The organism is Anaerococcus degeneri, from assembly GCF_017874475.1.
In the GTDB taxonomy this organism is placed as follows: Bacteria; Bacillota; Clostridia; order Tissierellales; family Peptoniphilaceae; genus Anaerococcus; species Anaerococcus degeneri.
This window is the reverse complement of sequence record NZ_JAGGLO010000011.1, coordinates 23372-43647: the sequence shown is the minus strand read 5'-3', so window position 1 is coordinate 43647 and position 20276 is coordinate 23372. Positions and strand designations below refer to the sequence as shown.

The 20276-nt window shown below is 38.2% G+C and carries 17 protein-coding genes and 1 other annotated feature; of the genes, 8 read left to right on the top strand and 9 right to left on the bottom strand.

The genetic code is table 11. From position 1 onward, the window contains the following. Position 1 precedes the first annotated feature (1 nt). The gene (argF, locus tag J2Z38_RS09135; protein WP_209774966.1) at positions 2-1021 is read left to right on the top strand and encodes an ornithine carbamoyltransferase; all 1020 of its coding nucleotides are present in this window, start codon (positions 2-4) and stop codon (positions 1019-1021) included. Between the two features lie 77 nt (positions 1022-1098). On the opposite strand, the gene J2Z38_RS09130 is transcribed toward argF, so the two are convergent. Continuing rightward, positions 1099-1590, bottom strand: coding sequence for a methyltransferase family protein (locus J2Z38_RS09130; protein WP_209774964.1), 492 nt, complete (start codon positions 1588-1590; stop codon positions 1099-1101). Between the two features lie 313 nt (positions 1591-1903). Here J2Z38_RS09130 and J2Z38_RS09125 point away from each other — a divergent pair, with 313 nt between their 5' ends. The 5 genes from J2Z38_RS09125 to J2Z38_RS09105 all read left to right on the top strand — a co-directional run bounded on the left by J2Z38_RS09125 (position 1904) and on the right by J2Z38_RS09105 (position 7356). Next, on the top strand, positions 1904-2248 hold the full coding sequence (locus J2Z38_RS09125; protein WP_209774962.1) for a DUF6110 family protein: 345 nt from the start codon (positions 1904-1906) through the stop codon (positions 2246-2248). Then, positions 2248-4323 (top strand): heavy metal translocating P-type ATPase, encoded by a 2076-nt coding sequence (locus J2Z38_RS09120; RefSeq protein ID WP_209774960.1) that lies wholly within the window; start codon positions 2248-2250, stop codon positions 4321-4323. The genes J2Z38_RS09125 and J2Z38_RS09120 overlap by 1 nt, the downstream gene beginning before the upstream one ends. A gap of 141 nt (positions 4324-4464) precedes the next feature. Continuing rightward, positions 4465-4694: a binding site (T-box leader), on the top strand. 44 nt (positions 4695-4738) lie between these two features. Continuing rightward, positions 4739-5728, top strand: coding sequence for an ABC transporter substrate-binding protein (locus tag J2Z38_RS09115; RefSeq protein WP_209774958.1), 990 nt, complete (start codon positions 4739-4741; stop codon positions 5726-5728). A 1-nt stretch (position 5729) separates the two neighbouring features. After that, positions 5730-6605, top strand: a complete 876-nt coding sequence (locus J2Z38_RS09110) for an ABC transporter permease (RefSeq protein WP_209774957.1) — start codon at positions 5730-5732, stop codon at positions 6603-6605. Beyond that, entirely contained in the window at positions 6592-7356 is a 765-nt protein-coding gene (locus tag J2Z38_RS09105) for an ABC transporter ATP-binding protein (RefSeq protein WP_209774955.1), read from the top strand. The genes J2Z38_RS09110 and J2Z38_RS09105 overlap by 14 nt, the downstream gene beginning before the upstream one ends. 125 nt (positions 7357-7481) lie before the next feature. Here the strand turns inward: J2Z38_RS09105 and J2Z38_RS09100 are convergent, their stop codons facing one another. The 7 genes from J2Z38_RS09100 to ahpC form a co-directional block, all read right to left on the bottom strand. Further along, positions 7482-8276, bottom strand: coding sequence for a metal ABC transporter permease (locus J2Z38_RS09100; RefSeq protein ID WP_209774953.1), 795 nt, complete (start codon positions 8274-8276; stop codon positions 7482-7484). Next, complete coding sequence (locus tag J2Z38_RS09095) at positions 8270-8941, bottom strand: metal ABC transporter ATP-binding protein (protein WP_209774952.1); 672 nt, start codon at positions 8939-8941, stop codon at positions 8270-8272. The genes J2Z38_RS09100 and J2Z38_RS09095 overlap by 7 nt, the downstream gene beginning before the upstream one ends. Continuing rightward, entirely contained in the window at positions 8938-10317 is a 1380-nt protein-coding gene (locus J2Z38_RS09090) for a metal ABC transporter substrate-binding protein (protein WP_209774951.1), read from the bottom strand. The genes J2Z38_RS09095 and J2Z38_RS09090 overlap by 4 nt, the downstream gene beginning before the upstream one ends. Beyond that, entirely contained in the window at positions 10301-10981 is a 681-nt protein-coding gene (locus tag J2Z38_RS09085) for a ZinT/AdcA family metal-binding protein (RefSeq protein WP_209774950.1), read from the bottom strand. The genes J2Z38_RS09090 and J2Z38_RS09085 overlap by 17 nt, the downstream gene beginning before the upstream one ends. A gap of 417 nt (positions 10982-11398) precedes the next feature. Further along, complete coding sequence (guaB, locus tag J2Z38_RS09080; protein ID WP_209774948.1) at positions 11399-12850, bottom strand: IMP dehydrogenase; 1452 nt, start codon at positions 12848-12850, stop codon at positions 11399-11401. Between the two features lie 220 nt (positions 12851-13070). Beyond that, entirely contained in the window at positions 13071-14603 is a 1533-nt protein-coding gene (ahpF, locus tag J2Z38_RS09075) for an alkyl hydroperoxide reductase subunit F (RefSeq protein ID WP_209774946.1), read from the bottom strand. 1 nt (position 14604) lies between these two features. Next, a complete protein-coding gene (gene ahpC, locus J2Z38_RS09070; RefSeq protein WP_209774944.1) occupies positions 14605-15174 on the bottom strand; it encodes an alkyl hydroperoxide reductase subunit C in 570 nt (189 codons plus the stop codon). Positions 15175-15480: 306 nt separating this feature from the next. Here ahpC and J2Z38_RS09065 point away from each other — a divergent pair, with 306 nt between their 5' ends. Next, positions 15481-17349, top strand: a complete 1869-nt coding sequence (locus tag J2Z38_RS09065) for a flavocytochrome c (protein ID WP_209774942.1) — start codon at positions 15481-15483, stop codon at positions 17347-17349. Between the two features lie 102 nt (positions 17350-17451). Here J2Z38_RS09065 and J2Z38_RS09060 read toward each other — a convergent pair whose 3' ends face one another. Then, positions 17452-18354 carry a DMT family transporter gene (locus J2Z38_RS09060; protein ID WP_209774940.1) on the bottom strand — a complete coding sequence of 301 codons (903 nt, stop codon included), beginning with the start codon at positions 18352-18354 and terminating at the stop codon, positions 17452-17454. Between the two features lie 413 nt (positions 18355-18767). On the opposite strand from J2Z38_RS09060, the gene J2Z38_RS09055 reads away from it, so the two are divergent. Further along, the gene (locus J2Z38_RS09055; protein WP_209774938.1) at positions 18768-20012 is read left to right on the top strand and encodes an L-cysteine desulfidase family protein; all 1245 of its coding nucleotides are present in this window, start codon (positions 18768-18770) and stop codon (positions 20010-20012) included. Positions 20013-20276 lie beyond the last annotated feature (264 nt).

The window sequence follows — 20276 nt, the reverse complement described above, 5'->3', positions numbered from 1 at the left end:
GATGGGAATTGATTTAAGAAAAAGAAATTTTATAGCCCTCAAAGATTTTTCTGAGAGGGAAATTTTATATTTAATAGACCTGGCAGAAAAATTCAAGGAATTGAAAGCCCAAAGAAAGCTTCACAAATACCTAGAAGGCCAAAATATTATCCTTCTTTTTGAGGAGGCTTCAGCAAGGACTAGGACTTCCTTTGAGATAGCAGCGGCTGATTTGGGAATGACTACATCCTTTATTAACTACACCCAGGCAAAAATGGGCGAAAATGAATCGATTGAGGATACCATTTCTGTCTTTGATCGATATTATGACGGGATCGTCTATAGGGGCCACGAGCAAGACCTCCTAGAAAAATTGGTAAAAATTACAGAAGTGCCAATTTATAATGCTATGACAGATATGTTTCATCCTTCTCAGATGATTTCAGATATGCTTACCATTAGGGAAAAATTTGGATATCTAAGAGGCCTAAAACTTGCATATCTTGGCTATCCTGGCGATATTATGCCTAACTCGCTTGTCATCACTTGTTCAAAACTTGGTATAGATTTCGTAGGCTGTGGACCAAGGAAGTTTTTCCCGAGAAAAGACCTGGTCAGACTTTCTAGGAGATTTTCCGACAAGCACGACTCAGATGTAATTTACACAGATGATATAGAAGAAGCAGTTGCAGATGCTGATATAATCTACACTGATATGTGGATTGCCCTTACAGAAAAGGACGACCCACCTATGGATAGGATAAGAAGGCTCTACCCTTACAGGGTGACTGATGAGGTCATGGCTATGTGCGATAAGGATGCGATTTTCATGCACTGCCTGCCAGCCTTCCACGACCAAAAGTCAAATCTAGCGAAAAAAGTCCTAGCCAAACTCCCAGAAGACATGAAAGATTGGGATTTTAATGGAATGGAAGTTGCTGATTCGGTCTTTAGGTCTGATAAATCTATGGTTTTCGATCAAACTGAAAACAGGATTCCTGCTGTGAAGGCGATTTTGTATTCAACCTTAAAATACGATTAGAAAAAAGCTGGTATGAAATTTAGAAAAGGCCCTTGCTTTAAGGGCTTGGGCCTATCGTTTACCAGCTTTTTAAATGCTTATTTTTTTGGAAACCGGGGTATTATTCGATTTACCCTCTTGCAATACAAATCATATTCCTTGCCAAACTTGGCCCTTAGCCATTTTTCTTCACTCATTTTCATCAACAAGCTTAGATATATCCAGAAAATAATTGGCAAAACTAACAAGAGATAATTTTTTGCAAATAGAAGAATCCCAGTAAAAATACATATAAAAGCGGTATAAACAGGATTTCTGACTATCCCATAAACTCCGTCAGTAATAAGTATTTCATCTTTGACCTTTGCATTTATTTTTTGTATCAAAACAGCTTTTACCCATAAGTATAGGCCTAAAATTATCAAGATAAAACCCATAATTACAAAAACTGTTTTAGCCTTGTCAACTTTAGCGATTTCTAAATATCCCCTATAATTTAAAACTAAGCCTAGGACTGTTAGGCCCAAACAAGATAGGACGTAGATTGGGCCAACTCCAAAGATTGGAAGATGTGGCTTATTTGATTTCATTTAATCCTCCCTTATACAAATTGCATTAATTTCATTTATATTATACTTGCTAGGAGAAGCTTCTAGCAAAATTTTATGCAAGAATAAGCCTTCATATGAATGGATATTCATTATAAGTAAGTTTGGTTATAATAATCATTATCAACATCAATTAAACTTAAAAACAAAATCGTATAGATAAAGGGAATCATTATTGTTAATTCAAGGTTTAGAGGGATAAAAAAACATTAAAAAACTTGACTTCGTAAAATAATTAACTATAATTATATTACAATATTTATACAATATTAGTATATATTTTAAGGAGAGTAATATGGTAAGTAAAAAGTTTATTAGAATCGGTGCAGGCGTTTTAGTTGGTGCTCTTGGTGGCAAGGTTCTAAGCTCACAGCTTGCTAAGAAAGCCGCTGTAGGTGCTGTTGCAGGTGGCCTTAGGGTTAAGGAATCAATCGACAAAACAGTAGAACAAGTAAGAGTTTCTGCTGATGATATAGTTGCAGAAGCTAAGGAAGCCAATGCTAAAGAAGATTTAGAAAGGGCTAAAAAAGAAGCAGAGCTTAATATAGATGAGGTTGCCAAAGAAGACCTTATTAACCAAATCAAAGAAGAATTAAAAGAAGAAATCAAGGCAGAAATCAAAGAGGATGAAGATAAATAATGAGGGCAAGTTTAGCCCACAGGCTAGATACTAGGGCTAGGTTTGTCTATGAGGAAGACCTCTCTTTTGACCTAGCCAATAATTTAAAATATCTAGTCCAAGGTCTAGAGGGAGTTAAGTTTTGTAAGGTAAATCCCCTTGCAAATTCCTTTACAGTTACATTTGAAAAGGGAAGTCTTCCAAACCTTGCCAGGTTTATCCTAGACCTTGATTTAAAAACAATAAAAGACTTAGTTATAGATGATCCTGATTTCTACCCACAAGAGGAAGAGGATATCTTTAGGATTTTGAGGGATGCTTTCTATAGGAGAATTTTCTTTAGGTATTTTATACCAGCACCTCTAGGCCCATATTTTATCATGCTTAGGGCCTATCCATTTATCAGGGACGGCTTAAAGGCTATCCGCCAAAGAAAGCTTAATGTGGATCTTTTGGATGCCACAGCTATTTCTGTGTCCCTAGCAACAGGGGAATTTGGCGATGCGGCCAATATTATGTTCCTATTGGATTTAGGTGAGAAATTAGAAGATTACACACTTAAGAAATCTCAAGACGATTTGGCCCATTCCCTTGCCTTAAATATTGACAAGGTATTTGTGGTCGAAGACGGCGAAAAATACCTAAAACCTCTTAAGGAAGTGGAAATAGGAGACCTTGTTGAAGTTGAAATGGGATCTACAATTCCGGTTGACGGTGAGGTTGTAGACGGTCTTGCCATGGTCAATGAAGCATCCTTTACAGGTGAAAGCGAACCTGTTAAGAAAAACAAGGGGTCAATTGTCTTTGCAGGTACAGCCCTCGAAGAAGGTAATATCCTTGTTAGGGTGAGCAAAAAATACGATGATTCAAGGCTAAGCCACATTATAAACCTCATTTCTGAAAGCGAAAGAAATAAGTCACTTTCACAGAAAAAGGCGGAAAGTATGGCTGATTCCCTTGTAAAATACTCCTTTATAGGAGCAGGACTCACCTACCTACTTACAAGAAACTTCATCAAGGCTAAATCATTCTTGATGGTAGACTTTTCTTGTGCCCTTAAATTAACAATTCCAATAGCAACAATGAAGGCAATTAGCCAGGCATCAGATATGGATGTTATAGTCAAGGGCGGAAGATTTTTAGAAAACCTATCCCAGGCTGACACCATCGTCTTTGACAAGACTGGAACTTTGACTAAGTCAGAACCAAGCCTTGCCAAGGTTATTGCCCTTACAGATATAAATGAGGATGAGTGTTTGAGAATAGCAGCCTGCCTTGAGGAACATTTCCCACATTCAATCGCCAATGCGGTTGTGAAGGCGGCTAAGGATAAGGACCTCCACCACGAGGAGATGCACTCAAAACCAGAATATATCGTAGCCCATGGTATAAGGGCCTATATAGCTGACAGGGCGGCCCTAATTGGATCAGAGCACTTCATTTTAGAAGATGAGGGCATTAAAATTTCTGACCAAACAAGGCAAATGATTGATAAATTAAAGGAAAATTATTCACTTTTATACTTGGCCTTTGCAGATAGGCTAATTGCTGTCCTTTGTATAGAAGACCCAATCAGACAAGAGGCAGCAGGTGTTATAAAAGATTTAAGAAAGCTAGGCTTTAAGGAAATTGCCATGCTCACAGGTGATGCAGAAAATGCAGCAGCTTCTGTTGCTAAACGTTTAGGCCTTGACTACTACCAATCCCAAGTCCTCCCAGAAGATAAGGAAGCCTACGTCAGACAAAAGAAAGCTGAAGGTAGGAAGGTCATCATGATTGGCGATGGCATAAATGATTCTGTGGCACTTTCAGCTGCAGATGTTGGCATAGCCATGCATCAAGGAGCTGACATAGCCAAGGAAATTTCTGATATATCCATAGGCACAGATAGCCTAGAGGGCCTAGTAGATGCAATTAAACTTGCTAAGGCCATGGATAAGAGGATAAAGGCTGACTACAGGAAGATAGTAGGCATCAATTCAAGCTTAATTATCCTAGGAGTTTTGGGACTCTTGTCAAATACAAATTCATCCCTAATCCACAACATGTCAACAGTCGCCATAGCAGGCCAAAATATGAATAATTACAAATTTTAAAAAATGAAGGTGGTAGGCCATGAGCCTGCTACCTTTTTATATTTGAAAATCAAGGGCTTTTAATCCTTGCTTTTTATTTTGATTATAAGTTTTGAAAATATCCTTGACATATTATGAATTTTGATGTATTATTATAGAAAATAAAATGTGAGTACAGAAAGACGGTTTTATTGAATTACTTTAGAGAAAAGACGGTTGGTGCAAGTCTTAGTAAGGATCAAAACTTATTCCCTCTGTAAGCAGAATAGCCGAAGTTAGTAAGCTATTACGGAAGCTACCGTTATCTGAAGCAAGAAGTTGTTAGACTTCTGTTGAGTTAATCTTTTAGATTATGAAATTAGGTGGTACCACGAATTGACCTCGTCCTATGTTAGGGCGAGTTTTTTTATTGAGATTTTATTAGAAAGGAATAGAGATGAAAAAATTATTAAGAAAAAAAATAACTGGGATGATTATGGCCCTTGGTGCAATCTTCATTTTGGGATCTTGTGCCAACAAGGAAGGGAAAAAAGAATACATAATTGGGATAATTCAAATCGCTGACCACCCATCACTTGATGCGGCTAGGGATGGATTTTTGGAGGAACTTGATAAGGAAGGTCTTTCCTACAAGCTAATCGATCACAGGGCAGGAGGGGATATTTCCCTAATTCCCCAGTTGGCAAGCGACCTTAAAATCAAGGGGGCAGACCTTATCTACACCATAGGCACTCCTGCTGCCCAAGGCGTTTATAATATAGTTAACGACAGGCCAATCTTATTTACGGCCGTCACAGACCCGATCGGGGCAGGTCTTGTGGATGAAAATACAAGAACTGGAGCAAATATCACCGGAGTTTCCGATTATGTCGACCCAGCTAAGGTTCTTGATGATTTTTTGGAAATTTATCCAGAAACTAAGACCTTCGCTACTATGTATAACACGAATGAACAAAATTCTCTTGTCCAAATCGAAGCCCTAGAAAAGGCCCTCAAGGAAAGGGGATTAAGCTTTAAAAAACAAGGCGTTTCATCAATCAACGACATTCCTCAGGCTCTTGCTAGTCTAAAATCAGGGACAGACGCCATGGTTACTGTCACAGACAATGTTGTTGTAAATGCAATGCCAGTTATAGCCAAGACCTTGAAAGATGAGAAAATTCCAAGCCTTGCCTTTGACGAAGGTTCAGTTGAAAACGGAGCCTTAATTGCTGAAGGAGTTAATTACAGGAAAATCGGTATAAGGGCTGGCCAGATGGCGGCAGAAATTCTTAAGGAAAATAAGGAGATAAAAGAAATTCCTTTTGAAGATGCCAAGGACTTAGAAATGCTTGTAAATAAGGAAACAGCAGAGATTTTGGGCCTTGATTTAAACAAGGAAGCCCTCAAAAAAGCAAATATTAAGGAAAATAAGGAAGGAAAGTAAAATGACAGTTTTAATAAATATCATGGCCTCATCGGTCGAAATTGGCTTAATCTTCGGAGTTCTCGCCATGGGCTATATGGTCACATACAAAATTTTGGAATACTATGACCTAACTCTGGAAGGATCCTACCCACTCGGAGCGTTTCTTACAGCGGCAGCTATTACAAGCGGTTTAAATCCCTATTTGGGTCTTGTTTTATCTGTTCTAGGCGGTGCGGCAGCAGGTTCTATCACTTATTTTCTCTATAAAAAAGTGAGAGTCGAGCCTCTTTTAACAGGTATCTTGACCCTAACCATACTTTATTCAGTGAATTTAAAGATTAAGGGAGTGTCAAATATTCCGGTTGCTCAGTATCCATCAATTTTTGGCAGCCTTCCTAAATGGATAATCCTCCTCGCCTTTGTCCTTGTAATAAAATTTTTGATCGACCATTTTCTCAGAAGCGAGCAGGGATACTTGCTAAAGGTCACTGGCAACAACAGGAAACTTGTCAAGGCCCTAGGCAAGGACCCAGATACCTATGTATTTTTGGGATTAATTATATCAAATGCCCTAATTGGCCTTGCGGGAGGTCTAATGACTAATTACCAAGGTTTTGCCGATATAGGCATGGGCACAGCCATGATTGTTACAGGCCTTGCTTCAATTATAATCGGTGATACAATTGCCAAAAATTCAAACAAACTAAGAGATACTACAAGGGCAATTTTGGGAGCCATTGTCTATAGGATAATTTCAGGCTTTGCAATCTTCTTTGGCCTAAATCCAAATGACCTAAAGCTAATCACTGCCCTAATCGTAATAGCATTCATCGCCTACAATAATTACCTAGGCAAAAAACAGTACAGAAAGTTGGTAAAAGATGTTAGAAATTAGAAATATATCAAAAACTTTTAACCTTGGCACTCCTGAGGAAGTGACAATTTTCGATAAATTTTCTCTAAAAATTGAAGAAGGAGTAGCGACAACCATTATAGGCCCAAACGGCTGTGGCAAGTCGACCCTTATGAATATAATCTCTGGGTCACTCAAAGTTGATGGTGGTTCGATTTTAATTGATGGTGAAGATGTGACCAAGCTTTCCGAAGAAAAAAGGGCAGCCTATATTGGAAAAGTAAACCAAGATCCAAAAGACGGAGTCGCAACCAACCTTGATATTTACGAAAATATGGCCCTTGCCTTAAAGAAAGGCAAGAAATTCACCCTAAAAAACCTAAAGAAAAACGCTGATGAAAAAGAGATTATAGAAAGGCTTAAGTCTTTGAATTTGGGTCTTGAAAACAAACTTCACACCAAGACCGGCCTTCTTTCAGGCGGCCAAAGGCAGTCCCTATCGCTTTTGATGGCAACAGCCAAGAGGCCAAAACTTTTGCTCCTTGATGAGCATACAGCGGCCCTAGATCCAAAGACAAGTAGGAATGTAATGGATAAGACCAGGAGCCTTATTGATACAGAAAAAATCACCACCCTTTTAATTTCCCATAATCTAAGGGATGTCATAAAATATTCTGACAGGATAATCATGTTAAATAAGGGCAAAATCGTAATAGATGTGATGGCAAAAGACATCACTGAACCTGAACTAATAAAAAAATACAAGGAAGAACTAGGCGAATACGAAGCATAAAAAATAGCTAGGCAATCCAAGTATGGATTTTCCTAGCTATCTTTAGCTTAATATTTAAAAGGGTTTTAACTCAGCGTTTATTCTAAGTCAAGCCTTGGAAAATTTGGAGGGACCAAGGCTTTGGCTTATTTTTTTACAAATTTTTTGTAAAGAGCGAATACAGCCATGCCGATAAGGGCGTTGACCACAATAGCGCCACCTGGTTTGATGTCAAAATGGTAAGAAACAATGATTCCCACCATCATGTAAATCACGCCAAGTATAGTAGTTATGAAAAAGGTTTGTTTATAGGATTTGGCGACTATGAGGGCAGTTGCAACCGGAAGGACGATGAGGCTTGTTACCATCAAGGCTCCGATTATCTTAACAGACAAGGCTATAGTAATTGCTGCAAGGAGGGTAAAGACGGCGTCCATTTTTTGGACCTTAACCCCAGATAGCCTTGCAGTATTTGGGTCAATGGCGATGGCTAGGAGGGCTGAATACCTGGTGACAGAAAGGATAATAACCAGGATAAATACAATAGAGGTATTTATAATATCAGCTGTAGTTACCGATGAAATCGAACCGAAAAGGTAAGATTCAAAGGAATTGCCACCGGGAGCGAAATCTGACAGGATGGCAGCTATACCAAGGCCTGTCGACATGATTACCGCTGTTGCCATATCCCCATATTGGGGAAATTTTTTTCTTATTAATTCTATTAGGAAGGCTGCCAGTACACAAATTATTGCAGATCCAAGTAGGGGATCAAAACCTAAGATTAAGCCCATACCAACACCAGCAAGGGCTGTGTGGGAGAGGGCATCTCCAATCATGGAGGTTTTTCTGTTAACCATTACAATACCGATGATTGGAATCATTATTGAAAGAAGAAAGCCTAGAAAAAGAGCTTTTCTCATAAAAGCAAATTCTAACATCTTACTAGCCTCCCTTCTACCATCTCATATTTTTGCATATTTAGGTCAAGACTTTCCATTTCCTTAAGTTCGTGGGTGACCATGACAATTGTTATAGAAAATTTCTCAGAAAGTATATCTATGGTTTCAAAAAAGTTTGCCTTGCTTTCCTTATCGACACCTGCTGTAGGCTCGTCAAGGATCAGGATTTGAGGGTTGTTGATCATAGCTTTAGCTATCATAGCCCTCTGGGCAAGGCCACCGGACAATTCATTGACTGGAGTATTGATGTATTCTTCCATGCCCATTTTTATAAGGATGTCCCTTGCCTTTTGGTAGTGGGCCTTTCTAGGGATTTTGATTATGCCAAAGTCCTCGTAAAGGTTCAAAGATACGAGCTCTAGGCAGGTTATAGGAAAGGATATTTTGTTTACTATATTTATTTGGGGAACATAACCGATGTCCTTATAGGACTTGTAATCTTCGATATTCCTGCCTAAGATTTTTATAGAACCTGAATCTTTTTTCAATTCACCCAACATTAATTTTATTAAAGTTGACTTGCCACTGCCGTTTCCACCGAGGATGAGGGCCAAATCTCCCATTTCTAGGTCAAAATCACAAGATTTTATGACGGGGATTTTATTGTAGGCAAAAGTCAAATTTTTTATTTCTATTGCTTTCATTTTTCCTCCTCGACCATAGACTTGTAGAGATTTTCAAGATTCATTCTCATAAGATCAATATAAGATTGGTCCTTATCCTTTTGCTCTTTGGTCAAATATTCCATAGAGGCAAGGGGAGAAGTTTTTCCGCCTATCTCTTCGGCAAGGGAAGCGGCCTGTTTTGGGTTTTGCCCATATTCGTAAAAGACTGTTGAAATATGGTTATATTCCGAAAAATCTATAGCCTTTTTGATTGTCTTAAGACTTGGGCTTTCAAGGCTGGTTAGGCCTTGGAGAGGGTACTGGGTAAGGTCGAAGTCCCTAGCCAGATAGGCGTAAGCATAGTGTAGGGTTAGGAAATTTTTCCTAGACTTATCTAGCTTGGAGAATTTTTCTGTGTATTCTGCGTCTATATCTGTCAGTTGGTCTACATATTTTAGTTTATTTTTTCTATAAGTTTTTTCGTTTTTTGGATATTTTTCAATCAATTTTTCTTGGATGGCGTTGAGGTATTTCTTGGCATTTACTATGGAAATCCAAGAGTGAGGGTCATAGGTAATTTTGTCAAAACCTGATGAAGAGCCTTCCATAAGAGAGACTTCTTTGCCCTCATCCTTTAAGAAATTGCCCTTAGTGTCTACGAAATTATAAGGGAGCAAGTCCTCACTAACCCTATCGGATATAAATATCCACTTGCCATCTTCAGGGAAATCAAAAAACACCTCGCCGGATTCGTGGCCCATTTCAATACCGTAAACTTTGCCTTCTTCTACTTTGTTGGTAGATTTTTGATGGACTAGCTCGCCTTTTTGGCTCATGACTTCCTTGGCTTTTTTGACCAAGTCTTTTTGGTCAAGGCCTTCATCTTTTATAAAGGCAACCCTCATCATGTCTTCATGGGTGTGGCCAAAGTCAATCTTATTTTTGCCAGCCTTTATATCAAGCCTTGCTAGGTATTGAAAATCACCGATAGCAGCTGCACCCTTATAGGTAATAAGGTCTACAGAATCAGAAAGCTTTAGGATATCAAGGTCTGGCAAGTTTTCCTTTACGGTATCTAACCAAGGTTCCATGTTGGCCCCATTTACAACCAAGAGGTCGCAAGAAGCGAGTTTTTTCATATCCTTAGGAGAAGGTTCCCATTCGTGGGGCATCTTGTCTACAGGCATGAAACTTTCAACATTGACAGTGTCTCCGCCAATCATTTGGACAAGGTCGTGGACTGGGTAAAATGAAGTATAAATTAGGGGTTTATTTCCAGATTCCTTAGACTTCTTTGAACACCCACTCGCCAAAATAAGAACGAAGATAGAAAAAACTGTAAGAAATTTTCTTCTCCCATTTTTTTGGCCAAGAAATACTTGGCCAAGGGAGAAAATCTTATTCAGTAATTTCATCTATAATTTGTTGGTCAGTTGAAGATGGTTTTACAAATGTTGGGTACCAGCCTTCTTCCTTAAGAAGGCTATCCTTGTCATCACCATATCTCATGTGGAAGTGGGTTAGACTTTCTTCACCGTGGATAGGCATCATTAGGAGAACCTTGTAAGGAGCATCTTCGCTCTTTGCTTCAAATACGTCCCATTCAAGCTTGTGACCACCGTGTTCTACTTCTATTTTTTCTTTATAGGTATAATCAGCTTCACCGATAACTTCGCCCTTAGCATCTGGGAATTCTTTTAAGAATTTAATATGGTCACCTTTAATCTCGAGTCCACCGAAGTCACATTTTCTCTTTTTGAGATAAGCTTCTTTGGCACTAGCTTCGTCTGTTTTTTCTTTTTCAGCTAGAGTTTTGAAAGCGTCTTGGATTTCAGCTTTTTCTAGGTAACCACCCATGTTATTCCATTCGCCTTCCCAGTCAGCTATGCTTGCTTGTTCAGCTTCTTCAGCAGGTTTTTCATTTTCAGCAGGTTTTTCGTCCTTAGCTGTTTCTTCAACCTTTGTTTCAGCCTTAGTATCTTCCTTTGTTTTTGTATCAGCTGCGTCTTTTTGGCAAGCTGCTAGGATAAGACCTAGAGAAAGTAGGGCTGTTAATGCAATTTTTTTATTGTTTTTCATAATAAGTACCTCATATTTTTGTATTTTAACTTTGTCAATCGATCAACTAACTACGATAATGATAACACCTATTAACTGCGATGTCAAGAATGATTTGCATTATCGAGCAAAAATAATAAATTAGCAAGGGTAAATTAGGATTTTATACATAAGTTTAATGTTGGTATTTTAAGGGAAATTGAGGATTTGATTTATTTTTAAAACAAAATAAATTCTGGCCTAAAATATAAGATAAATTATAATTTTTCTAGAAAAAGATAGGAATCTGACTTAAAATTTATAATAGTTTAAAAATTGGAATTGATTTTTAAAATAAGAAGCAAAATTAGTTTAAGTTAGGATTGAAAAATATATACAAACAGAAAAAATTAAAAAAAGTGACTGGCTTTTTTTCTTTGCCAGTCACTTTTATCATGACTATTTCTTTGTATAGTTTGGAGATTCTCTTGTAATTTGAATATCGTGTGGGTGGTTTTCTACTAGGGAAGCAGGGGAGATTTTTACGAATTTTGATTTTTCGTAAAGTTCTTTGAGGTTTGCTGCTCCTACATAGCCCATACCAGATCTTAGTCCGCCTAAAAGTTGGTAGACAACATCGCCAACAAGACCTTTGTAGGCAACACGTCCTTCAACGCCTTCTGGTACGAATTTTTTGGTGTCATTTTGGAAATATCTGTCAGATGAACCTGATTTCATGCTTGCGAGAGATCCCATGCCGCGGTATTCCTTAAATTGCTTACCTTCGAACATGATTGTTTCTCCCGGACTTTCTTCAGTACCTGCAAAAAGAGAACCAGCCATGATGACATTAGCACCACAAGCTAGGGCCTTGGTAATATCTCCTGAATATTTGATACCACCATCTGCTATTACTGGGATGCCGTATTCTTTGGCAACTTCAACGCAGTCGACAATGGCAGATATTTGTGGGACACCAACACCTGTTACAACCCTGGTTGTACAAATTGATCCAGGACCTATACCGACTTTGACACAGTCAACTCCTGCTTCGATTAAATCTCTTGCAGCCTCGCCTGTTGCGATGTTGCCAGCAATTACTTGGAGGTCTGGGTATTTGGCCTTAATTTTCTTAACAGCTTCCATCACGCCTTTGGAGTGGCCGTGGGCAGTATCAAGGGCGATTACGTCAACTTTTGCACCAACAAGGGCGTCAACTCTTTCCATCATATCAGATGTGATACCAACGCCAGCACCAACAATGAGTCTGTCTTGGGCATCTCTTGCTGAATTTGGATATTGTCTGGTTTTTTCTATATCTTTGATTGTGATAAGGCCTTTTAGCTTACCTTCGTCATCAACAATTGGGAGTTTTTCAACCTTGCCAGATTCCATTTTTTTAATGGAATCTTCCATGCTGATACCTTCGTGGCCTAGGATCAAATTTTCCTTGGTCATTATATCGTCAATAAGTACGCTTTCGTCATCTTGGAATCTCACGTCCCTGTTGGTTAAAATTCCCTTTAGGTACATATTATCATCAACTATTGGCACACCTGAAATCCTGTAATGTGCCATAATATCAAGGGCATCGCCAAGGTTGTTGTATGGGTGTAGATAGAAAGGATCGGTTATAACTCCGTGCTCACTTCTCTTAACCCTGTCAACTTGGGCAGCTTGCTCTTCTATTGACATATTTTTGTGGATAATACCAATGCCGCCTTGTCTAGCCATAGCAATTGCCATTTCGTATTCTGTGACAGTATCCATTGATGCTGACATTAATGGAATATTAAGCTTAATTTTCTTTGTTAAGTTTGTTTTGATATCTACTTGATTTGGCAAAACTTCAGATGGGCCTGGAACTAGAAGTAGGTCATCAAAAGTAAATCCGTCGCCGATAATTTTCATATTAATCTCCTCTTTTCTTTTTCTAATAGAAACAATCCACCCTTCAAGCAAAATCTTTGCTTTTGCAACACTCTATTCAATTATTTTTCTTACTATACCTTTAAAAATAAGACTCGTCTAATGATTTGCCTAAGAGATTTAAAACTGGCAGATTTACAAGGAAATAGGAGGAAATTATCCCTTGCAAATAAAAAATCGCCCCGGGGGACGATTTCTTTTTTTATTCATTTACCATTAGGTAATTATAAGCGCCGAGGGCAGCTGTGGCTCCTGTGCCTGCGGCGATTACGATTTGATTAAACTTAGTATCTGTGGCGTCACCTGCGGCGTAGATTCTTTCAACGTTGGTAGATCCATCCTTTGTTGTGATGATTTCTCCCATCTTATTTTTTTCTATGCCTGAACCTTCTAGCCATTCGGTACTTGGAATTAATCCTACTTGGATAAAGCAACCTGCTATATCAAGTTTGTGTTCTTCACCGCTTAGCCTGTCAGTATATTCGAGTCTTTCAACTCTGCCTTCACCATAAAGGCCGGTTGTTTGGGCGTTTGTTATGACTGTCACATTAGAAAGTGATTTTAATTTCTTTTGTAAAATCTCATCTGCCTTTAGTTCTGGCAAAAATTCTAGTACGGTGACGTGTTTTACAATTCCTGCAAGGTCGATTGCCGACTCTATGCCGGAGTTTCCACCACCGATTACAGCGACGTTTTTGCCTTTAAAGAGTGGGCCGTCACAGTGGGTACAATAGGCAACTCCCTTGTTTCTAAACTCAGTTTCACCAGGGATGCCGATTAGTCTCCACCTAGCACCAGTTGCAATAATTGCTGTCTTTGCAAAAAGCTTAGCTCCGTTATCAAGGCTTAATTCCACCTTGTCGTCAAGGGTTTTTATCCCATCAGCAAGGACTCCTGTCATTAGGTCAACACCTAGGCTTGAAACTTGTTCTTTCATTTGGGCCATAAAATTAGGGCCTTCTGTGTATTTGAAACCAGGAATATTTTCTATAGACAAGGTCTCATTGACTTGACCACCAAATTCGCTGGCCACAAGGCCTGTCTTGATGCCCTTTCTAGCTGCGTAAATTGCGGCTGTAGCTGCTGCTGGACCGCCACCGATGATTAGGGTATCAAAAAGTTCCTTATTATCAAATTCTCCTTTATCAATCTTAGTTCCAAGTTTGTCTAAAAGGCTTGATAGGGATTGCTTGCCGCCTTCGAAAAATTCTCCGTCCTTAAAAATAGCAGGAACAGCGAGAACATCTCTTGATTCGGCTAGGTCTTGGAACATGCCGCCTTCGATCATGGTGTGGTTGATAGAAGGATTTAAAATCGCCATTATATTTAGGGCTTGGACCACGTCTGGGCAGTTGTGGCAAGAAAGAGAAACTATGGTTTCAAAATCTGCCTGGCCAAGAGATTCTATTCTTTTTTTGTCAGTGTCATCAATCTTTGGCTCAATGCCGCCCGCTTGGAGCATGGCAAGGGCAAAGGATGCAAACTCGTGGCCAAGAGGAAGGCCTGCAAAGATTATCCTTCCGTGGTCAAAAGAACCCTTTATTTCAAAGGAAGGAGTAAGTGGTAGGTCTTTTTCAATAAGGCTAATCTTATCAGAAAGTCCTACAACTTCCTCAACAAATTCCTTAACTTTCTTTGAATTTTCGTCATTATGAGCAGAAAGCCCAATAGTGACCTCTGTTTTTAAGAGGTCAAAATATTGGGCCAACTGGTTTTTTAGATTTTGATCTAACATATTAGATTTTACCTACTAGGTCAAGTCCTGGTGTAAGTGTTGCGTCAGCTTCGCTTTCCCATTTAGCTGGGCAAGCTTCACCTGGGTGGCTTGCAACGTATTTTGCAGCCTTAACCTTGTTTATATTTACATTAGCTTTTCTACCTATACCATCAGCGTTGATTTCTATAGTTTGGATAACATTGTCTGGGTCAAGAACAAGGGTTGCTCTGTGAGCCTTGCCTGATTCGTCAAGTAGGCCAAGTTCTCTTGTAAGTTCTTTATTAGAATCACCAATCATTGTGTACTCGATTTTGCCAATAGCTTCAGAGTTGTCATGCCAAGCCTTGTGAACAAAGTGGGTATCTACAGAAACTGAGTAAACTTCAGCGCCAAGGGCCTTTAATTCTGCGTATGATTCTTGCATGTCTTCAAGCTCTGTTGGGCAAACAAAGGTAAAGTCAGCTGGGTAGAAGATAAGAACTGTATAAGAACCCTTTAAGTCCTCGTTAGATACAGTAACAAATTCTTCTTTAGCTGGGTTATAAGCGTCTAATTTAAATTCTGGTAATGTTTTTCCTATTAAAGCCATATTATTCTCCTTTAAAAAATTTTTCAGATATGCATCTGTAATAATAACTATAATCATTCTAAAGACTAAAGTCAAGTTTTACAGCCCCTACAAAGAAAGAAATATAAAAAAACGTTTTACCTTAAAAAAGCTTATAATTATTGCGACATGTGAGAAACAAAACTCCTAATCAAACCTCGAGTAGAAATTTTCAAAAGGTATCACTTTTAAGTGAATGCGAAAATTACCAGATATTGATAATTGTTTACTTGGCTAAAAAAATGTGATATTCTATACTTATAGAAAATATTATGAAAGGGGTAAAGTATGAACAACAAGAAAAGGATTTCTTTAGCCTTAGCTTTACTTTTGGGGCTGTCCAGCTTAACAGCTTGCCAGAAATCAGATGAAAAGCCTGCTGAAGAAAAAAAGCAAGAAGAAAAAGCAGATGAAGCTGACAAAAAAGAAGATTCTAAAGAGGAAGAGAAAAAAGAAGGCGAAAAAACTGAAGGAAAGTTTGAAGCCACAGGTCCAGGCTACGGCGGGGATATTAAGGTAGCTGTTGACTTGAAAGATGGAAAAATCGAAAACATCGAAATCCTTGAGAATTTAGAATCAGCTGGCGTTGGCAAAGTAGCTATGCCGATAGTTGCAGAAAGAATTAAGAAGGGCCAATCTGTAAATGTGGATACAGTTACTGGCGCTACTGCTTCATCAAAGGGACTTATGCTTGCAGTTACAAACGCCCTTAAAGATGCAAACATAGCTGACAAGTTCAAAGAGGAATACAAAGAAGATAGAGAATATCCAAGTGAACTTGATGCTGATGTAGTAATCCTAGGCGGTGGTGGAGCTGGTTTAGCAGCTGCTGTTGAGGCTGTAGAAAAGGGCTCTTCTGTAATAGTTGTTGAGAAAAATGGCTATGTTGGTGGAAATACTATCCTATCTGGAGGTATTTATAATGCACCGGATCCAGAAAAACAAAAAGCTCAAGGCATAGAAGATTCAAATGAATTATTCTTTAAACAAACATTCGAAGCAGGCGACAAAGCTGCAAATCCAGAACTTGTAAAAACTTTGACAGACAATGCTTATGATGGACTAGAATGGCTTAAAAAACTTGGAACTGAATTTGAAGATAAGATAATCCAAGGAGCAGGCTCCCTTTATCCTAGAACTCATCAAGCAGTAAAACCAAATGGTACAGGCCTAATAGAAGCCTATGAAGAGAACTTAAAAGACAAAGAAAATTACAAGCTCTTAACCGAAACAACAGCCAAAAAGATTCTGATGGATGGCGATAAGGTAAGCGGAGTAGTTTGTGAAAACCACGATGGATCAGAAGTAAAGATAAAGGCAAACAAAGCAGTCATAATTTCAACTGGTGGTTTTGCTAAAAATGCAGAAATGGTTGTAGAATACAAAGATGCAGAAAAATGGCCAAACCTAGATGAAAACACCATATCTACCAACCTCGATTCAATAAGAGGCGATGGTATTACTATGGGCAAGGAAGCCGGAGCTGACCTAGTTGATATGGGTCTAATGCAATTTTTATACTTAGGCATACCAAAGAAGGGTCAAATAACAGGGCTTGTAGATTTGGGCGCAGAAAAAACTTTATTTGTAAATAAAGAAGGAAAGAGATTTGTCAGAGAAGATGGTAGACGTGATGTAATCTGCAAGGCAATATTTGATCAAAAAGATGGGGAAATGTGGCTAATACATTCATCAGATGCACTTGATTTTGATACAGAAAAAACCATAGAAGGCAAAGATTTCAAAACAGTATTAGAAAATGGTGAATTTGGATGGGTTAAGGGCGACACCCTTGAGGAACTAGCAGAAAAAATGAATGTTCCTTACGAGAATTTAAAAGAAACCATAGACCAATACAATAAAGCGGTTGATGATAAAAAAGATGAATTTGGTCGTGAGAACTTAACAATTAAATTTGAAAAAGGGCCATTTGTAGGTGTACCTAGAGTTCCATCCCTACACCATACAATGGGAGGATTGAGAATTGACAAAGACTGCCATGTACTAAATAAAGATGGCAATGCAATCAAGGGCTTATATGCAGCCGGAGAAGTAACTGGAGGCATCCATGGAGCCAACAGAGTTGGTGGAAATGCGATAGTAGATACAGTTGTATTTGGTAGAATAGCAGGACAAAATGCTGCTGATGAGAAATAAAACAATAAAAGGATGTGATTTTTTTCACATCCTTTTTGCTTTCGATATTTTAAAATGGAGATAAGAATCAGTAAGCTAATCAGAATTCTTTTTCTTAAGTTCTTAATTTTTATTTAAATTTAAGACTAGAGAGCCTCCCAATACAAGGACCATACCGATGGCAAGGTAGATGGTGAATGATTCGCCAAGGAATATTACCGAAAGGATTGAGCCAAAAAGTGGTACAAAAAGTTTGTAAATTCCAAACTCTCCAGCAGAATGGTATTTAAGCACAAGTGCCCAAATGGTAAAGGCAGTAGCTGATATAAAGGCAGCGTAAATTAATAAAACTATCGCCTTAGTGTTGAAAACTAGGTTTTCTTGTTTTAGTAATAGGCCAGTTATAATCATTAATATTGATCCGATTATAAATTGGCTGGCCATGAGGAAGTAGGAATTTTCCTTTTGACCGTATTTTCTTATTAGGACTGTGCAAAGGGCGTTAACTGTTGTAGACATCAGGATAAAGCCATCGCCAGTTAGCTTAAAACCACTTTCTCCACCAGATTTTCCCATGTTTGTGATGATAATACCTGCGGTGCCTAGGATTAGGGCTATAATCATGTTTTTATTAATCTTATCGCCAGGCAGCAAGAGAAGGGAGAAAATTACTACAATAAAGGAGTTTGAAGCCTGGATTATAGACGACTTGACCCCTGCTATGTGGGAGAGACCTATATAATAGAAAATATATTGGATAAAGGTCTGGATGATGCCTATAAATATTATAAATTTCCAATTTATTTCGTTTTTCTTTATTTTTTCCTTATTAAAAAGTCCTAAATATATAAAAGTAATAATCCCCGCCATAAAAAACCTCATGCCAGCTATGAGAATTTTTGCGCCTGTATCTGCAGGGCTTACGGCCAACTCGGCATAGGTTGTTTTTATTGTAGGAATGGCTGATCCCCACAAAAGCATGGCGAAAATTGAAAATATAATCGCGTTTTTCTTATTTTTTAACAAATTAACCTCCTGGTAAAATTTCTTGATACTAGTAAGACTTTACCAAATAAAAAGATTTTAGCAAAAATAGGAAGGCTTGACTTTAGAAATCGAAAAAAATTATCTATTAAAATTAGGATGGTAAAATTATTTGGGATTTTATAAAAGAGCCTCTTGTAGAAATTAGTAAAGGAAAATAAGAAGCAAAATATGCATAATTTTCTTTTCACAAGTGAATATATACGGTATAATCCTAGTGAATATTTAATATACTGGTCGATTTTGGAATAATTATAAATATTAAGACCTAGATATTAGTTTAAAAAAATAATTGATGAGATTAAGAAATGTAGATTATATGTATAGTTATTGTGAAATCGTTTTATAATAAAAAACAATCGCTATTTGAATTTTTATAGAAAGAAGAGGAGCCTATGGATTTTTGTGAACTTTTATTAGAAAAAATGGTCCCTGCCTATGGGTGTACGGAGCCGGTTGCCCTAGCCTTGGCAGCAAGTAGAGCCAAAAACCTTTTGGGAGAAAATCCCAAGAAAATCCACGCCATCCTATCGGGAAATATAATAAAAAACGCCAACAGCGTAAAAGTGCCAGGCACGGAAGGCCGAAAGGGAATAGAAATTTCCCTGGCTGTTGGCGCGTTTTTGGGAGATTATAAGAAAAAATTAGAGGTAATTTCAGACATAGACAAGTCACAATTATCCTACATGGACGAATTGCTTGCAAAGGGCCTTGTTGAGGTTACTTTAGACCACGAAAAAGTCGGCCTTTATATTGATATATTAATGGAAGGGGAGACTTCAAAATCGGAAGTGATTATAAGTGACCACCACACAAATATTGTCTATGAGAGAAAAAATAGCCAAGTAATCCTTGATAAGAGGTGCGAAAAACACAAGGAAAGTCTCAGCAAGAAATTGGGTTTCGATAAGATTTATGACTTTGCAAAAAATGGTGACTATTCAAGGCTTATAGACATATTAGATAAGGAAATTGCCTATAATTATGCTATTGCCAAGGAAGGTATGGAAAATCCTTGGGGTGCCAATATCGGGAAAATTTTGTTGGCCGAAGCAAATGGAAAACCAATTGAAAAATACATAGCCTATGCAGCAGCAGGATCTGATGCCCGTATGGCAGGTTGCGAGAAGCCAGTTGTTATAAATTCAGGATCTGGTAACCAAGGGGTGACAGTATCAGTTCCAATAATTTCCTATTGTATGGATAATAATTGTAGCAGAGATTTGCTTTACAGTGGCCTAATTTTCTCCAACCTAATCGCCCTTTATATCAAAGAAGGAATTGGCGAACTTTCTGCCTATTGCGGGGTGGTTTCTGCGGGGGCGGCTGCTATTGCTGGGCTTGCCTTTGTTAAAAATGAAGATAAGGAAATAATAAAAAATACAATAATAAACGCCCTAGCAACAAATTCTGGCCTTTTGTGTGATGGAGCCAAGGAGTCTTGTGCAGCCAAAATCGCATCGAGCTTGAAGGTAGCAAACATAGCCTATATCCAAGCCAAAACAGGAAATACCTTTAAAAGCGGAGATGGAATTGTAAGTGATGATATCGATAAAATGATAGAAAGAGTAGGAAACATCGCCCAAAAAGGTATGAGAGAAACTGATAGGGTTATTTTAAATGAGATGATAAATAAGTAGGGCACTGTCCCTAAATTTCATCTAGGATAAAGATAAATATGGAATTTATTGGTGGAAGATTTTGCTATTTTTAGCCGTTTTACCAAAACAAAAACCATTAGCAAAGATTGGCTAATGGTCTCTAATGGGTGGGATTTCTCCCTGAGTTAAACAGCTAAGTTCGATAATTTTACGAACTTTCCTATTTAGTATAGCAAGAATTAGCCAATATGTAAAGCTTTTTAGGAAAATTTATTATTTTTGTGAAAAATTTGTCAATATTTT